The following is a 15,306-nucleotide window of genomic DNA, read 5'->3' as shown; positions in this document are numbered from 1 at the left end:
TGGTATCACCCCCGGACTGGTGCGGCGATGCGTTGCAGAATGTCAGTTAGAATCTCAGTTGACGAAGAAGTTGGATCTTTCATGATCAAGCGATGCCCAAAGACAGGGATTGTTAATGTCTGAATATCTTCAGGGGTCACGTAACTGCGGCCGTTGAGCATAGCGAAGGCTTTCGCGGCACTTACCAGCGCAATGCCGCCACGCGGGCTAATGCCTAAACGAATCCGTTGGTCTGTCCGGGTCGCTTCGACAAGCGCAAGAACATAATTGGCAATCGCATCGGTCACGGTGATGGTTGTGACAAGCTTTTTGCTCGCTGCTAAAGCGACGGAATCGAGTAATGGTTTCAAGGCGGCAATCATGGTTTGCCGATCCGGGCTTAGAAGTAAACTTTTTTCAGCAGCGGCATCGGGATAGTCAAGCGACAGTCGCAACATAAACCGATCCAGCTGCGCTTCAGGCAAGGGATAGGTTCCCGCATAGTCAGTCGGGTTTTCCGTGGCCATGACAAAGAAATCAGGCGACAATGGGTAAGTGTGCCCGTCGGTGGTGACGCGGCGTTCACCCATCGCTTCCAATAAAGCCGCCTGAGTGCGTGGGGTAGCGCGATTGATTTCGTCAGCCAGCAAGATGCTGGTAAAAATCGGACCGCGCTGAAATTCAAATGCATTCGTAGCGCGGTTGAAAATGGACGTCCCGAGAACATCGCTAGGCAACATATCCGGCGTGAATTGAATCCGGGAAAAAGGCATTGCCAGCGTTTTGGCGATCGCCTGCACTAAGGTGGTCTTGCCGACGCCGGGAATATCTTCAAATAAGACGTGGCCGTTGGCTAATAAAGCCGTAAAGGCCAATTTGATCGGCATCGGCTTGCCAACCACAATGGTCGCGACTTGTTGCTGCGCTGCCGAAAAGATTGATTGCGCTTCATTGATTTCCATCGTGATCCCCTCCATGCCGCCATTATTCAGGAAAAAGCACCAAACAGCAAGTTTCCTACCGTGTCGTAAAAAAATATGAATATATCGGCTGCAGACCGGGCGACGATTGGTACGTAGTTGACGAGCAGATGTACTGCGGGCGCCATTTTGTCGCTAGAATCTTCTCAATAGCGACACATTTTTGCTTGCGGTATACTGTGACCATAGCCGGTAACCATCCAATGAGTGGGGGCAAGCAAATGAAAGAACGACTGAAGTATCACCTGAATGTGATTGGACATTATCTATTAATCGGTTGGCTGATTTTCATCGTGATGACGATCTTGGTGGGCCTGTTAAGCTATATCGTCATGAAGTCAAATCCGCATTTTGTCCGCGGCCTCATGAGCGGGTTGTACGCTAAGTTTCCTGGAGCAACTGATAATTGGCACGCTTTCTGGGCGATTCTGCTGAACAATGAGCGGGTTACCTTCACGATGATGTTAGTGGGCATGATCCCAATTCCATTCTTATATTGGATTTCGTATGTGGTCACGTGTGCTTCGGTCGGTCTGGTTCTTGGTATCTATGCGGCCAAACTCGGTATCAGCGGTGCTTTTGGTGCGTTTGTGCTGGGCATTTTGCCGCATGGGATCTTTGAAATGAGCGCGATGATCGTCGCCGTGGCGCTGGCGGCGCAGGTCAACAAGGCGTTGCGCCAATCGATCAAACGATTCTTTGCCAATCCCCACTATGAAAAGTCGCCGCTGGATGCCAAAGCCATTGCGGTACAGTATTTCGGCATCGTGGTGCCAGCGATTGCTTTTGCGGCAATTATCGAAGGCTTCATCACGCCGCTACTTTTACGGTTGATCGTCCATTGACTTAATTGCGGTTGACACGTGTTAAAGAGTGGTTGAGTCATAATTCATAGCGACGATATAAAAGCGAACGCGCTAATGGTTGTGTGCGTTTGCTTTTTGCTTTCCTAGGAGTAATTCGTTAGGAACATGAGATGCCAGTGCCAAAGCGGAGCAATCGTAGGCCGGATGGTGCTCAGCCGTCACAGCGTTCCAGCACCATCTGGCCGGAGATTGCGGAGTTTGGCACGACTCGGAACTTATTGCCTAAACCTTTTCTGTATTTTTCGGAGTTCATTAGATTATTAACGTTCTGACGGAATTGTGGCTCAACCTTTTTTAAAGAAAACCAACCTGACTACAAAAATGTTTCTCGTGAAACATTATGACCATTCTGAGCGTAGCAACGAGTATGTATTCACATCGAAGAATCCGCCGCGAGGGTTGGGATCTTCTTGGCGCAAAATGCCATCCAGATGGAAGCCGGCTTTTTCGGCGACGTGGTTGCTGGCGTCATTGGTGACGGCGGCGTTGATAATCAGTTTGTTCAGGTGATAGTCGTGGAAGGCAATGTCTGCAATGGCCTTGACAGATTTGTGCATCACGCCTTTGCCGCGTGCCGGTGTGGTTAACCAGTACCCGATATCGGCTTTGTGGTGGACGAGTTGGTCAATGGTGTTTAGGGTGATCAGACCAACAGGGGCGTCGGCTTGATGAATGACCAAGGTTAATGACTTTTGCTCGCCGAAGGACTTTAGCTCGGTTGTTAAAAAGTTGATCTCGTCGTCAGCGGTTAGCGTTGCATCCACCCAAGTCAGATACGCTGCTAAACTCTCACGGCTGGTTTCGATTTGCTCGAATAAAAGCGGACCGTCAATTTCCGGGCGCGGGAGTGCGAGTTTAAGATCGTAATCAATTAAGTAGCTAAACATCATTTCATCCCATTTTCTTTTTAGTTTCTCTAAGTATAAAACAATCTTGCGTTCTGCGCGCGTAGACAAGCTCTTATAAAATCGGTAGACTTGTTACCTGTGAATGTTGCCGATGCGAACTGTATTGCCCACAGCTTGTGATGGCTGCTTCACGTTGAATGGTTTAGCGTTGCATTAGGAATTGAATGAGAAAGATGGTGTTTTTATGAGACGGGTTTGGAAGTGGTGCGTCGCCGGGGTAGCAGCGTTGATATTGGCGATTGGCTTGACCATGCCGGTATCAACGCAGGCGGCGAAAAAAACATATGTGATCGGCACGGATGTCACCTATGCACCGTTTGAGTTTGCAGACAAGAACAACCGCTACGTCGGGATCGATATTGATCTCATGCAAGCAGTGGCCAAGGCAGAAGGCTTCAAAGTGGACATTAAGCCGCTGGGATTTAATGCCGCGGTGCAGGCACTTGAAGCTCACCAGATTGACGGGGTCATCGCCGGCATGCAGATTACGCCGGAGCGCAAGCAGAAGTTTGCCATGAGCGATCCTTATTACAAAACCGCGGTGGCGATGGCCGTTGCCAAAAATAGCGGCGTCAAAAGTCTTAAGGATCTGCGGGGCAAGCGGGTGGCTTTAAAGACCGGGACAGCGGCGGCAGATTTTGCGATGAGCCTAAAAGACAAGTATGGTTTTCATACCGTGACGTTCGATGATTCCAATAATATGTACCAGGACGTGATTACGGGGAACTCGGTAGCTTGTTTTGATGACAAGCCGGTGCTGCAATATGCCATTGCGACCGGTCTGAAGCTGAAGCTTGCCGGTCCCGAAAGCAAGGCGAGTTATTACGGTTTTGCCACGCAAAAAGGGCGCAGCGACCAACTGGATCAGCGGTTCAATGCCGGACTGAAAAAAGTGAAGGCTGACGGCACCTATGCCAAAATTGTCGCGAAATACTTAGGCAACGGAACACAAGCGGCCCAGAAGAAAACCAGCGCCAAAACCCAAGATACGGATCGCAGTTTTCTTGGCCTGTTACGGGAAAACTGGGGAACCTTAATGAATGGGCTGCGGGAAACGATGGTCGTGACCCTAGTGGCCATCATCTTTGCAACGATTGTCGGGATTCTGGTCGGACTTCTGGGCGTTTTACCGAATCGCTTCGCCCGGGGAGTTGCCACGACGTTTATTTATATTTTCCGTGGCTTGCCACTGCTGGTGTTGGCGTTGTTCATTTACACTGGCGTACCAAGCTTGATTGGTTCTAAGATTCCGGCATTTGTCGCCGGGATTATTACGCTGACGCTGAATGAGGGTGCGTACACGGCGGCCTTCGTGAAGGGCGGCATCCAGGCAGTCGATGCTGGCCAAATGGAAGCGGCGCGTAGTTTAGGACTTCCGTTTGGCAAAGCCATGCGGAAAGTGATTCTGCCGCAAGGAATTAGAATTATGGTACCGAGTTTCATTAATCAGTTCATTATCACGTTAAAAGACACCTCGATTCTGTCGATTATCGGTATCTTGGAACTGACCCAAACCGGGAAAATCATCATTGCGCGTAACATGGAAGGGTTCAAAATCTGGACCATGGTCGCGCTCATTTACTTGATTATTATCACACTCCTGACCTGGCTCAGTAACTGGGTCCAACGGCGCATGAAGGTCTAGTCCACTTGCGTAAAATAATGTGACAAATGTCAGAAAAGCTAACATCAACGCTGGACAGTCGCTATTCCATTCCGCTAGCATAAACAGTAGATTTAAAATCGACCAAAATGCGAGGAGATGAGCTGCGCTTAGCCGCGTACTTGAACGAAGACGTGGTTGAATCAGACCCGTGTCGATCAGACAAGACGCGGGCTTAGCGCACAACCAGTTGATCATCAACTGGCGCATGCAATAACGGCCTAATGGGCTTGTAATCATTAGAAAGCGTGGTGTTTAGGTTGAAGCGAAAGTGGCTGCTAAGTTTGCTGATCGCCTTGCCTTTAATGCTTGGGGCATTACTCCCCGGCAAGACGGTGGCGGCAGCACAGAAGACGTATACGATAGGGACGGATGTGACCTTTGCACCGTTTGAGTTTGCGAACCAGGATAATAAGTATGTGGGGATTGACCTTGATCTCATCAAGGCAATTGCCAAGGAAGAAGGTTTCAAGGTCGAGGTCAAGCCGTTGGGATTCAACGCAGCGGTTCAGGCACTTGAAGCCAAGCAAATTGATGGCGTGATTGCCGGTATGTCAATCACACCAGAACGAAAACAGAAGTTTCTGATGAGCGATCCGTATTATAAGTCTGGCGTTGTGATGGCCGTGGCGAAGAAAAGTACGATCAAGTCATTGAAGGATTTACGCGGCAAGCGGGTTGCTATCAAAACCGGTACGGACTCGGCGGATTATGCTAACAGCGTCAAGCAAAAGTACGGCTTTTCAACAGTTACTTTTGATGACTCCAATAACATGTATCAAGATGTGACGACCGGTAACTCGGCGGCCTGTTTTGAAGATCAGCCGGTCATGCAATATGGCATTAATAATGGCATGGCGCTAAAGATTGTCGGTAAACCGGCGCGTGAAGGTGCTTATGGTTTTGCGACTTCTAAGAACAATCAGGCATTGATGAATAAGTTCAATGCCGGTCTTAAGAAACTGCGGGCCAATGGTCAATACGATAAGATCATCGAACGTTACTTGGGCAACGGCAGTGCAAAGTCACAAAAGACTGCTGCCGGTAACAGTCAGACGACTGACCGCTCGTTCATCGGGTTGTTGAAGGCCAACTGGTCAACTTTGATGGGTGGTTTGCGCGAGACCATGGTGCTGACGATTGTCGCGATCTTCTTTGCAACATTGGTCGGGATTCTGGTCGGACTTCTAGGGGTTATCCCGAATAAGTTATGCCAAGGCACAGCAACAACGTTTATTTACATTTTCCGTGGCTTACCACTCATGGTCCTGGCCTTGTTCATCTATACCGGGGTACCGAGTCTGATCGGGTCAAAAGTCCCGGCATTCATCGCCGGCATCGTGACGTTGACGCTTAATGAAGGAGCCTATACAGCGGCCTTTGTTAAAGGTGGCATCCAAGCGGTTGATCCCGGGCAAATGGAAGCCGCGCGCAGCTTAGGGCTACCATTTGGGAAAGCCATGCGCAAGGTTATCTTGCCACAGGGCATTAAGATCATGATCCCAAGTTTCATCAACCAGTTTATTATTACCTTGAAGGATACCTCTATCCTGTCGATCATCGGTCTGTTAGAGCTGACCCAAACCGGGAAGATCATCATTGCCCGGAATATGGAAGGCTTTAAGATCTGGACCATGGTAGCACTGATTTACTTAATTATTATTACGCTATTAACCTGGCTAAGTAACTGGGTTCAGAAGAAGGTGAAAGCATGAGTCAGTATCGAGTAGAAATGAAAAATGTCCACAAGAGCTTCGGCGACAACGATGTGGTTAAAGGCGTCAACCTGAATGTCGCCAACAATGAAGTCGTCGTCATGATCGGCGCTTCCGGTGCCGGTAAAAGTACCGTCTTGCGCATGATTAACGGGTTGGAAACCGTCACAAGCGGCGAGATTCTTATCGACGGCGAAGATATTGCCCATAAAGGCACTGATATCAACAAGGTGCGTGAAAAGATCGGCATGGTGTTCCAGCACTTTAATCTTTTCCCGAATATGTCCGTGATGGGGAACATTACCTTAGCACCCACTGAGCTGGGCATTGCCAGCAAAGACGAAGCCGTCAAGCAGGCCAAGGAAATGCTTGAAGTGGTTGGTCTTACAGACAAGGCCGATGCGATGCCGGCGCAGCTTTCCGGCGGGCAGCAACAGCGTGTCGCCATCGCGCGGGCGTTGGCCATGCATCCGGATATCATGTTGTTTGACGAACCGACCAGTGCGTTGGATCCGGAAATGGTCGGTGACGTTCTGGGCGTTATGCGGCGGCTGGCAAAGCAAGGGATGACCATGGTGATCGTGACTCACGAAATGGGCTTCGCTAAAGAAGTTGCCGATCGGGTGGTCTTCTTTGATAACGGCACCATCCTTGAACAAGGCAAGCCTGAAGATATCTTTGAGCATCCAAAAGAAGAGCGAACCAAGAACTTCTTGAATAAGGTCTTGAATGCTTAGAATCTAGTGTTATGGTAACGCTTTGCCGGTGACACGACAAAAACGGTTCAGTGAGACAAGCTTGTCTCTTCTGAACCGTTTTTTGTTTGGCAATTTTTGAGGATTTCCCGGGAAATAATGTGCTCGCTAGACTAGCTTACAGAATCGCAGCGTAACGCTTCTCTAAGAAGGTTTCACCGCGCCAACAAAATATAAAACACTGATGGAATGTGACACAGATGTGCCACTCTCAACGTACAAATTCAAGAATGATATCAGCAAATGCCTAATCTCAGTACTCATATCGGAACCGACCACGATGAGTACTCAGATTAGGCTTTTTGCGTCCTCTCGTCTATACATCAATTAGATTGTTTAAAGCTAGTTTCTAGGAACATGTTTATGTTCTGCAACAAGCCCGCATAAGATTTAATCTGATAGTCTGCCAGATCGTGTTGGATTTTGTTAAGCTCATTCATACCAACGCCATTCGTGACAAACGTTTTCAGATGAAGAACATACTTCGCAAGAATGTGCTCCAGTACCTGTTGATCTGATAACTGAAACGTTTGAATTTCGGATATGTCTTGGAGCAGTTGATTCTTATTGTTTTGCTCAATATCCATAATGATGAGATTGAACCACAGACGAAATTGTTCACTGATATTAGATTTAAAATCCGAAAACTTATTCTCGTCTCGTTTCATTCGCTTAATTAAAAACCGAACATCGTCAATCTTAAACACAAACATTACGTTTATAAATAAGCAAAGATCATAATGCGACCACAAATTTAGGGAAAAAATGTAGTCTTTAATCACAGCAAGGCTTTGCGACGGCACTGGCATGTTTTGGAGCCTTGAAATTAAAATGTCTGAAAGGGCATTAATGTGTTTATACTTATCAATCTGTGTTTCATTATATTTCTGATCCGAATATAAAGATATTTCTTGCAGTTTGTCCAGATTCTGATCATAAAATGCTCGCTGAAGCTTGCGAAAAGACTCTCTATAGGGATCCTCCTTGTAGCCACGTGCAATATACAAGAACTCGTCGATAGTAACGTTTAACTCATTTATTAAGCTTAAGAAGCTTTCAACACGTAAGGAAGATTCGCCCTTCACAAATCTAAAATACTGCGATTTTGAAACTCCGCATCGCGTAATGTTACTGACTGGTATCTGTTTTCCTTTTTGTATTTCAATAATGGCCTTGCCCAAAGCGTTTTTTTTCATAATAATTCCTCCAAATAGAAAACTCCCACATATGCGACTGTCAAACCCGATGGTACCTCTTTGATACTAACCTCGAATCAAAAGAGGTGAGCATTATGTGGGCATGGTTAATCTTTGTTATTTAAATACATCTTAGTATACTGACTTTCCTTTTGAAAGACTTTGGAGGTGAAAGCTTGAAAAAAACTAGAGGTTGTTCTACCTAACAATAGACGCACTTAAACAAGGGTATGCCACTCGGAAAAAATTGAGCGTGTACCCCAAACTTCAGTTCTTGTGCAAATGTAACAGCTTCTCGCACGGTCATTGATCGAGTAGGGCGATTGATAAACTTGCTTGGGGCGATAGCCCTCGTGGTTAGAAAGCATATGGTAGATTGCTGTCAATAGTTGTCGAGCAATCGCAATTGCTGACTTCTTATGGCCACGCCGGTTTTTGAGAATCTGATAGCTTGTTTGATCTCTGGGTGCACAAGTCCATTCGCAACTTGCACCAACAGGGGCTTGAGATAAGCCCCTGCTTTGGAAATCCGCGCCAACTCGCCCGGGCTCTCATTATTTGTGAGTGTCAACCCCGCCCAAGAACAGAGATACTTGGCGCTAAGAAACAGTGACATGTCTGTCCCGATTTCGGCAAGAATTTAGACACACTTATTTGTGCATGAAAAGCAAACCTGCACATATAATTATGCAACATCATGCCCGAAGGCGTGACTACTCACCTACCCGTGGTTTGTAGTGTGAGGTGAAGACTACACAAGTTTAAAATACGAAAGGAGAACGTTGGCTGCAAGATTTTCATCCCGTTTTGGGTGAAGGCGAAGCACTCACGTGATTATAATTATGGAAAAGGTTTTAGCAGTAAATCCCAAAATGCAAATCATTAAGATTAAGGACGGTGAATATCTCGTCAAGGAAGGCACGATGTCAAATTATTCATTTGAACTAAAGGATGAGAAGAACGATCATCTGCTCGATACCATCATCGAAGATTCAGGCCTTTTCCCCCAGGACGAGAGTTCACTTGTAGATAAGCTGAGTAATATCAACGCCGTATGGTCAAAGGAGCGTATCAGTGAAACCATTAAAAAGCTCACTGATTTTAACTTTTTAAATTATAAGAACGCTGACACACAGAAAGTAAAAGTAGTAGTGATTACTAACCAAATAGACCTAGCCAAGAAGAAGTTTGGCAAGATCGAAAGTGTGCAAATCCTGGAGTATCTTGACGACGATGCCTCAAAAACCGAGGACAAGGCATTTGTGGAACATATCAACGCAAATGCCGAGTTGATATTAGTGTTTTCTACGTGGTATAACCCAACACTATTTTACAAGATCAACCAGTATTGTATTCAGAATCAGAAGTCACTAGTCATTTCCTATCTAGATGGCAATGAAGGTGTTTTGGTTCCGTTAATCAACTTCTCTCAGACAGGTTGTTATAATGACTTTGAGTTGCTTCGTGAGGCTTCGTTTCACAATTTGCTCGACTATCAGGTTGCTAAGGAACAAATAATTCGGACTGACACAGCGCCCGGCAAAAAGTATTTTGACGAATTATACGAAGACGCTTTATTAATTCGTACAAGCTTGCTCATTAGAAAAATCATCTCGGATTCGTTCATTAATTACTATGCGTATGAGTTCGATTTTGAACGATTAGTTGATTCAAAGATTCGATTAATTAAGTTTCCTAAATGTCCCAGTTGCCAGGGTGACAAAAACTTAACCCATCCATTTATTTAGAGGTGAAATGTTATGGCAGAAGATCTTGTAACGGAAGAATTTACCGGTGAGCAACTAACTATTTTTAAGAGATTCCTTGAAGAAAACGATGTTGCAACCGATAATATTTTTCGGACGTTCGAAGAGAATTTAAGCTATTATTCAAAACGCCTAACAAGTGCTGATTATTTCTCGCCAGGAGAGTTATTCCTAACAAACTCAAAATTCTTTCCCAGTAATGAAATGATCAATAATTGCGCGCTATTCCAGGCCTCAATTAGATGGCGCACACAGACGGTACATCCAAGTAACTCTGAAAGTGCTTTGAATGAAGAGAAGTATAAGTTCACAGAGTCGTTATCTAGCACGCTTAAAGACGTTGTTAAATTCTTGGATACTCATTTAACGACAGAATTAATGGCCTGCGTTGATATGTATCTTATCCACAAAGGAGCTACCTTTCAGTATTTACCCGAAAAAAATTTTGTGTTTAAACCACAGGCTGACTCGAAACAACTCGGGAAGTCTATTGAATCTCTTTTGAACATTACGGGTGAAGATACTGATCATACCGTGGTCCTTGTACCGGTATTCATTCCAATTAGAATTACAACCTTCTTGGGAGAGTATGGGTTCAGAAAGTCGTTAGTTGATTATGGTCGTCTCCTAAACGTAATTGAGTCAGGATTCACAGATGGCACCACGACATTCTCTCAAATCAATTTCGATTATGTAAACTCCCTATTTCATGTAGATGGAGTTGAGAAAAATATAAGCGATATTGTGAAAGTGAGCGTGAGTTAGGATGGATGAAAACAAAATTGCTGGAGTAAGAAGGAATCAATACTCCGATAAAATTCGTGAGGTTTCAGATGTTTTAAAAAATTGTACTGATGCAGAAATCGTCTCAATTCTCCACGAAGTAATTGACGATACGCCCTTTAAGACGAGAAATTATACTGAGTACAGTCATGATGAATATTACATTGTTCATAATAAACGAGAAGTTATACAAAATAGTATTAAAGAATACCCACTATCTACATCTTCGATCAAAAGTGCCCGACCCCTAATTGATTCGATAACAGGTAGAAAATCGCTCAGAGACTATGCATACGACAGCGTGAGCTTTGATCAGTTTTCTGAGATCATTCACTATTCCTTCGGGGTTAAAAGTGTGGGGCGAGGTGCGTATGATCAAAGAGAATTTCCATTTAAGTTCTGCAATAGTCAAGGTGGCCTAAACTATTTAGATCTGTACATTGTTGTTTCAAATGTTGAGGGGCTTCCTCAAGGTTTATATTATTTTGACTTTATAAATGATCAAGTTTGCCTGGTACAAGCTGGCAATATGCGAACTGTACTAAAAGATATTCACTTTGCAAATGAGTTTGTGGCGTATGGTGCATTCACTTGCTTCGTTGTAGCGGATTTGTCACGTGTAATGCCAAAATATTATAAACGCGCCTATCGGATGGCTCATGTTGATGCAGGGATATTAGTTGCATACCTAGAGTTGATCGCTGAGTCCATAGACATTCACTCCTGTACCGTTGCAGGGTATCTGGAACATAAACTAGATGATCTATTAAATTTGACAGTTAATGATTATCCAGTTGTTTCAATTACGTTCGGCAAGCAATATGCAGAATAGTATGGTATTGATTGTCTTCATCATCTTAAATGCAGTCGAGTTAATCGTTAATGCTTTATTTTCACAAATGGCATTCTGGATGAAAATATGCATCCACCTTTCTTGGATGCTCGGTTTCATCTATTACATTTTTTCAATTATATCAGTTGATGGTGGCATACCGGTTTTTAAAGTCTCTTTTTTGGAAATTATCGGCGCAGTTTTCTTGGGTGGCGCCATCTATGTGCTCAATGTAATGTACAATACCATCATGATCAACAGAATGATAGTGTTCGATTGGCGTCTCTATTTTAGGATTCCCTCTGATATCACAGTCACATTTATGGCCGTATTGTTCGCAGTGCTAGAAGAATTCACATACCGCTACTGGGTAGTTGCACAAATGAATAATGTGCTTGGGATACTTATTCTGACGTCCTTAGCTTACGGTGTGAATCATTCCATTTTCAATGATGACGAAGCCTTTGTAAAATCACTCTTTGGGATGCTACTGGGAGCATCTTTAGTGATCACGCACTCCGTGTGGGTGCCGGTTATGATGCACGTAACCTTTAACTGTTTGTCTAGCAATATTAATAAAAAATCATCAAGGAGTGATGGTGAATGACCATGCTACGGATAGATCACGCAAAAAAAGTTTACAAGAAAAGGACGGCTATTTCCGATGCCAACATGTCGTTTAACGGAAAAGGACTGTATCTGATTGCAGGGCCAAACGGAAGCGGTAAGACGACTCTTTTGGAATCAATCGTTGGACTGAGACGGCTAAGTTCGGGAAGTATCGTTGTTGAGCCGAATAGTGCAAAAATTGCCTTCTTGTTTCAGGAAAACAATTTGAGGAAGCTAAACACAGTTCGTGAAGAATTTCAACTAGTTTTGAAGCTCTATCAAAGAAACATTTCCGAGCGGCAGGTGGCTGATCAATACCAACTAACCGAATTTCTAGATACACGTACCGCCAATTTATCAGGCGGTACTAAACGCAGAGTTTTAATTGCCATGACTCTGATGACAGAGGCCCCCATAGTCATTCTGGATGAACCCGCATCTGGACTAGATACGTTTAATCGGAAGGAAATTTGGAACTTGATTAAACAATATGGTAAAAACCACCTTGTAATAGTCTCGGATCACTATCTAAATCAAGCGGCCGATTATTGTGACTTTGTATATATGCTACACGCTGGAAAAATAGTTGAGTCTGGTTTAATTCCAGAACTTGAAAGCCAGCTGAGGAAGTTTGTTTACACACCAATTGACATCAATCAATTGCGGCCGATCGAGAGGGATCTGAAAGAACAAGGAATTGATTATATCTCGAGGTCAACAGGTAAAAACTTTTATTTGTATACAGATAGCTCTGTGAGAACCACAAATATCTTGAATAACCACCGTGTGAGCATATACAGTCTTACATTCGAGGATGGTTATCTCATGTATACCGGAGATGACGTAAATGAGTAGCATTGATAAATACACACCGTTTCTAAAAGTTGAATTAAAAGCACTCTTCCGAGAGCATACGTCAATGTTCTTTATGATTATTGTTCCTATTGCATTAACTGTCATCTTTGGCGGTACCTTTGGCGATAGCCCGACTATCTTTGGCAAGAATGTTCTAGGAATTGACACGGTAGTTCCGATAAACGTTGTTTTCCTCTTAGCCAACACAGGTTTGATGGGAATTTCAATTACTATTTTAGACATTAAAGGCCAGGGTGTATTTAAGAGGTACATGACGTACCCTGCTACTTACTGGCAATATTTTCAATCATTATTTGCCGCATTTCTGGTCGTTAGTATGATTTCAACTGCGATTTTTGGAGGGATGAGCTTTGTAATATATCATGCGATATGGCGCATGAATGTAGGGCAAACGCTACTGTTTATAATTTTTTACCTGCTGACTGCATTGATTTTCTTCTCAATGGGATATTTGATTTCACTATTTATCACATCACCCAGGACTGCTAGCCTAGTTACCTCAGGAATTTTCATGATTTTTATTTTTACATCTGGCATTGCAATACCCACAGATTCATTACCCGAATTTGTCCAGAAATTTGCACATGTCTTTCCAATGTATCACTGCATCCAAATTATGCAGTACCTTTGGGTAGGCGATTTCGAATTATCTAAAATTGGCAATAACATTGTCTATGTGTTGATATTGAGCGCCTTAATGGTGATCGTTTTGAAGAAGGTGAGAATACAATGGGACTCAAAATAACTGTTATCAATCACAGAAAGATTTCAGAACCACAGCTAACCGATGATGCAGATTTTTTGAACTATCAAGAAATGCTTGATTACACTGGCTACTTCAATTTAATTAAAAAGGTCGACCTAGTTCTCGCACCATCCTCTGAATTGCCTTTATTCATTGGTAATTGCGAGTTTTGCAATATCGATTACGTATTCAACTACTTGCTTAGGCAAACAAGCATGACAACACAGCTAAGCGAGTCGATCTTTGCTGGTGGCAAAGGATTATCTCTATATAAAGCGATTGCATCCTCATTGGGAGAGGCCTTTGAGCGATTAATTGCCTGCTTGGATTACTTTAGCCAAGTCGATCATCTTGTATATACTTCGTATTCAGAGCTATCTAAGAAGGGTATCACAGCAATGCCTCCAAGCTCGTTTCAAATGTTTTCGAAGAAACAGTTACAAGATCCAAATTTCATCTTTGATGAATTCACATCTGAAACCAAGACAACATGGTTAAAGATGCATTATTTAAAAGATGATACTGAGGTTATGGTACCTGCAAGCATTGTACTCATGTACTATCAGTCGCAAGTCAAGAATGAGGAAAGAATTGGATACGCAACATCGGGTGGCTTAACATCCCACTACTTACCTGCAAAAGGCCGCACTCACGGCTTAACTGAAATTATAGAGCGGCATGAAATTAATCTATCCTGGTATGACAAAATTCCTCCGAAATTAATAGTGCTAGATAAAATTAGCAATCCGGTTTTAAAGTCACTATTGGGATATATCAACGAGAAAGAGATTTCGTTCTATCTGCACAATGTAGATCAGCACAATTTTCACACAGTCACAGCCATGTCCTTTGACAGGGACATGTCAAAGTATTCATTTAATACAGGTGGTGGCATTAGTGAAGATATTGAGGATGCAATTCTTGAAGCTCTTGTTGAATATGCGCAATCTGTAAACAATACTCGCAAGATAATATATGCGCCGGACTGGATCACTTCAAAGTTTTCAAACAGTGTACTTGATGTAAATCCGGATGATGATCCTCGTCATTTTAAGACTTTTTATCAGGCTGTCTCATATTACGGGCTTAAAGAAAACAAACACAAGTTAGATTGGTATGTTAGGAATAATACGAAGGTAACTGTCTCTGGCTTAAAACAAAACTCAGAAGGTCTGTCTATTGAGTCATATATTCAAAAGAATAACCTTTCTCCCGTCTATATGGATTTAGACATGGCAAACGCTTTTAAAAATATCTTTATTTCGAAGGTTTATATGTCAGAATTCTCTCCAGCATTTATTGGCGGAATTCCAGCTCTAGGACACCCGGCGTTTAAGAAGTATTTGAAACCGGGAGTGCAAGTCAGTGAAAGCATTCTTCCATTCCCATAATTTTACTAGCATATCATCTGTACCTGATGAACCATTCCCAATTTCTTTAATAATAAGGTGACTTTTAAGGTGACTTTGTAGGAGCGATTTAAAATTTGAAGCTCAGAAACAGTCACAACGTCAAAGATCTGAACCAGATCTTCAAATTACTCACTATGTGGGTTCGCGCATACTACAAAGTAAATCTGCTAGTTAAGAAATTAGCAGACTAAGATCCATATTAGAGGTTCGGTTGCGATGTC

Annotated in this window: 15 protein-coding genes; 11 read left to right on the top strand and 4 right to left on the bottom strand. The window is 43.6% G+C overall.

What is annotated here, in order from left to right; genetic code table 11:
* Positions 1–5 precede the first annotated feature (5 nt).
* Positions 6–941, bottom strand: a complete 936-nt coding sequence (locus LACPH_RS14015) for an AAA family ATPase (protein WP_274784041.1) — start codon at positions 939–941, stop codon at positions 6–8.
* Between the two features lie 239 nt (positions 942–1,180).
* Here LACPH_RS14015 and LACPH_RS14010 point away from each other — a divergent pair, with 239 nt between their 5' ends.
* Positions 1,181–1,804 (top strand): stage II sporulation protein M, encoded by a 624-nt coding sequence (locus tag LACPH_RS14010; RefSeq protein ID WP_306387076.1) that lies wholly within the window; start codon positions 1,181–1,183, stop codon positions 1,802–1,804.
* Between the two features lie 359 nt (positions 1,805–2,163).
* Here the strand turns inward: LACPH_RS14010 and LACPH_RS14005 are convergent, their stop codons facing one another.
* Positions 2,164–2,712 (bottom strand): GNAT family N-acetyltransferase, encoded by a 549-nt coding sequence (locus LACPH_RS14005; RefSeq protein WP_274784039.1) that lies wholly within the window; start codon positions 2,710–2,712, stop codon positions 2,164–2,166.
* A 205-nt stretch (positions 2,713–2,917) separates the two neighbouring features.
* Between LACPH_RS14005 and LACPH_RS14000 the strand changes: the two genes are divergently transcribed.
* The 3 genes from LACPH_RS14000 (at position 2,918) to LACPH_RS13990 (ending at position 6,848) form a co-directional block, all read left to right on the top strand.
* Positions 2,918–4,378, top strand: a complete 1,461-nt coding sequence (locus LACPH_RS14000) for an amino acid ABC transporter substrate-binding protein/permease (protein ID WP_025013569.1) — start codon at positions 2,918–2,920, stop codon at positions 4,376–4,378.
* A gap of 278 nt (positions 4,379–4,656) precedes the next feature.
* Positions 4,657–6,111 carry an amino acid ABC transporter substrate-binding protein/permease gene (locus tag LACPH_RS13995; RefSeq protein WP_087913165.1) on the top strand — a complete coding sequence of 485 codons (1,455 nt, stop codon included), beginning with the start codon at positions 4,657–4,659 and terminating at the stop codon, positions 6,109–6,111.
* Positions 6,108–6,848 (top strand): amino acid ABC transporter ATP-binding protein, encoded by a 741-nt coding sequence (locus LACPH_RS13990; RefSeq protein ID WP_274784038.1) that lies wholly within the window; start codon positions 6,108–6,110, stop codon positions 6,846–6,848. The genes LACPH_RS13995 and LACPH_RS13990 overlap by 4 nt, the downstream gene beginning before the upstream one ends.
* Positions 6,849–7,189: 341 nt before the next feature.
* On the opposite strand, the gene LACPH_RS13985 is transcribed toward LACPH_RS13990, so the two are convergent.
* Both LACPH_RS13985 and LACPH_RS14330 read right to left on the bottom strand, forming a co-directional pair.
* Positions 7,190–8,062, bottom strand: coding sequence for a helix-turn-helix domain-containing protein (locus LACPH_RS13985; RefSeq protein WP_087913164.1), 873 nt, complete (start codon positions 8,060–8,062; stop codon positions 7,190–7,192).
* A 382-nt stretch (positions 8,063–8,444) separates the two neighbouring features.
* Complete coding sequence (locus LACPH_RS14330) at positions 8,445–8,690, bottom strand: transposase (RefSeq protein WP_225362728.1); 246 nt, start codon at positions 8,688–8,690, stop codon at positions 8,445–8,447.
* Between the two features lie 214 nt (positions 8,691–8,904).
* Between LACPH_RS14330 and LACPH_RS13980 the strand changes: the two genes are divergently transcribed.
* From LACPH_RS13980 to LACPH_RS13950, 7 genes are read left to right on the top strand one after another with little or no spacing between them, the layout of a single operon-like run.
* Complete coding sequence (locus LACPH_RS13980; RefSeq protein ID WP_151466784.1) at positions 8,905–9,810, top strand: hypothetical protein; 906 nt, start codon at positions 8,905–8,907, stop codon at positions 9,808–9,810.
* Between the two features lie 12 nt (positions 9,811–9,822).
* Positions 9,823–10,593, top strand: a complete 771-nt coding sequence (locus LACPH_RS13975) for a hypothetical protein (RefSeq protein ID WP_087913161.1) — start codon at positions 9,823–9,825, stop codon at positions 10,591–10,593.
* Position 10,594: 1 nt separating this feature from the next.
* Complete coding sequence (locus tag LACPH_RS13970; RefSeq protein ID WP_225362703.1) at positions 10,595–11,443, top strand: SagB family peptide dehydrogenase; 849 nt, start codon at positions 10,595–10,597, stop codon at positions 11,441–11,443.
* A gap of 1 nt (position 11,444) precedes the next feature.
* The gene (locus tag LACPH_RS13965; protein ID WP_161492257.1) at positions 11,445–12,050 is read left to right on the top strand and encodes a CPBP family glutamic-type intramembrane protease; all 606 of its coding nucleotides are present in this window, start codon (positions 11,445–11,447) and stop codon (positions 12,048–12,050) included.
* Positions 12,047–12,907 carry an ATP-binding cassette domain-containing protein gene (locus tag LACPH_RS13960; RefSeq protein WP_274785323.1) on the top strand — a complete coding sequence of 287 codons (861 nt, stop codon included), beginning with the start codon at positions 12,047–12,049 and terminating at the stop codon, positions 12,905–12,907. Before LACPH_RS13965 ends, LACPH_RS13960 begins: the two co-directional genes overlap by 4 nt.
* Positions 12,900–13,673: an ABC transporter permease gene (locus LACPH_RS13955; RefSeq protein ID WP_274785322.1), complete on the top strand. Its 774-nt coding sequence runs from the start codon at positions 12,900–12,902 to the stop codon at positions 13,671–13,673. The genes LACPH_RS13960 and LACPH_RS13955 overlap by 8 nt, the downstream gene beginning before the upstream one ends.
* Positions 13,658–15,064: a YcaO-like family protein gene (locus LACPH_RS13950; protein ID WP_274785321.1), complete on the top strand. Its 1,407-nt coding sequence runs from the start codon at positions 13,658–13,660 to the stop codon at positions 15,062–15,064. The genes LACPH_RS13955 and LACPH_RS13950 overlap by 16 nt, the downstream gene beginning before the upstream one ends.
* Positions 15,065–15,306 lie beyond the last annotated feature (242 nt).

This window comes from Lacticaseibacillus parahuelsenbergensis, assembly GCF_030770265.1.
GTDB classification, from domain to species: domain Bacteria; phylum Bacillota; class Bacilli; order Lactobacillales; family Lactobacillaceae; genus Lacticaseibacillus; species Lacticaseibacillus casei.
The sequence above is the reverse complement of the archived record's forward strand: the minus strand, read 5'-3'. Positions and strand labels throughout refer to the sequence as shown.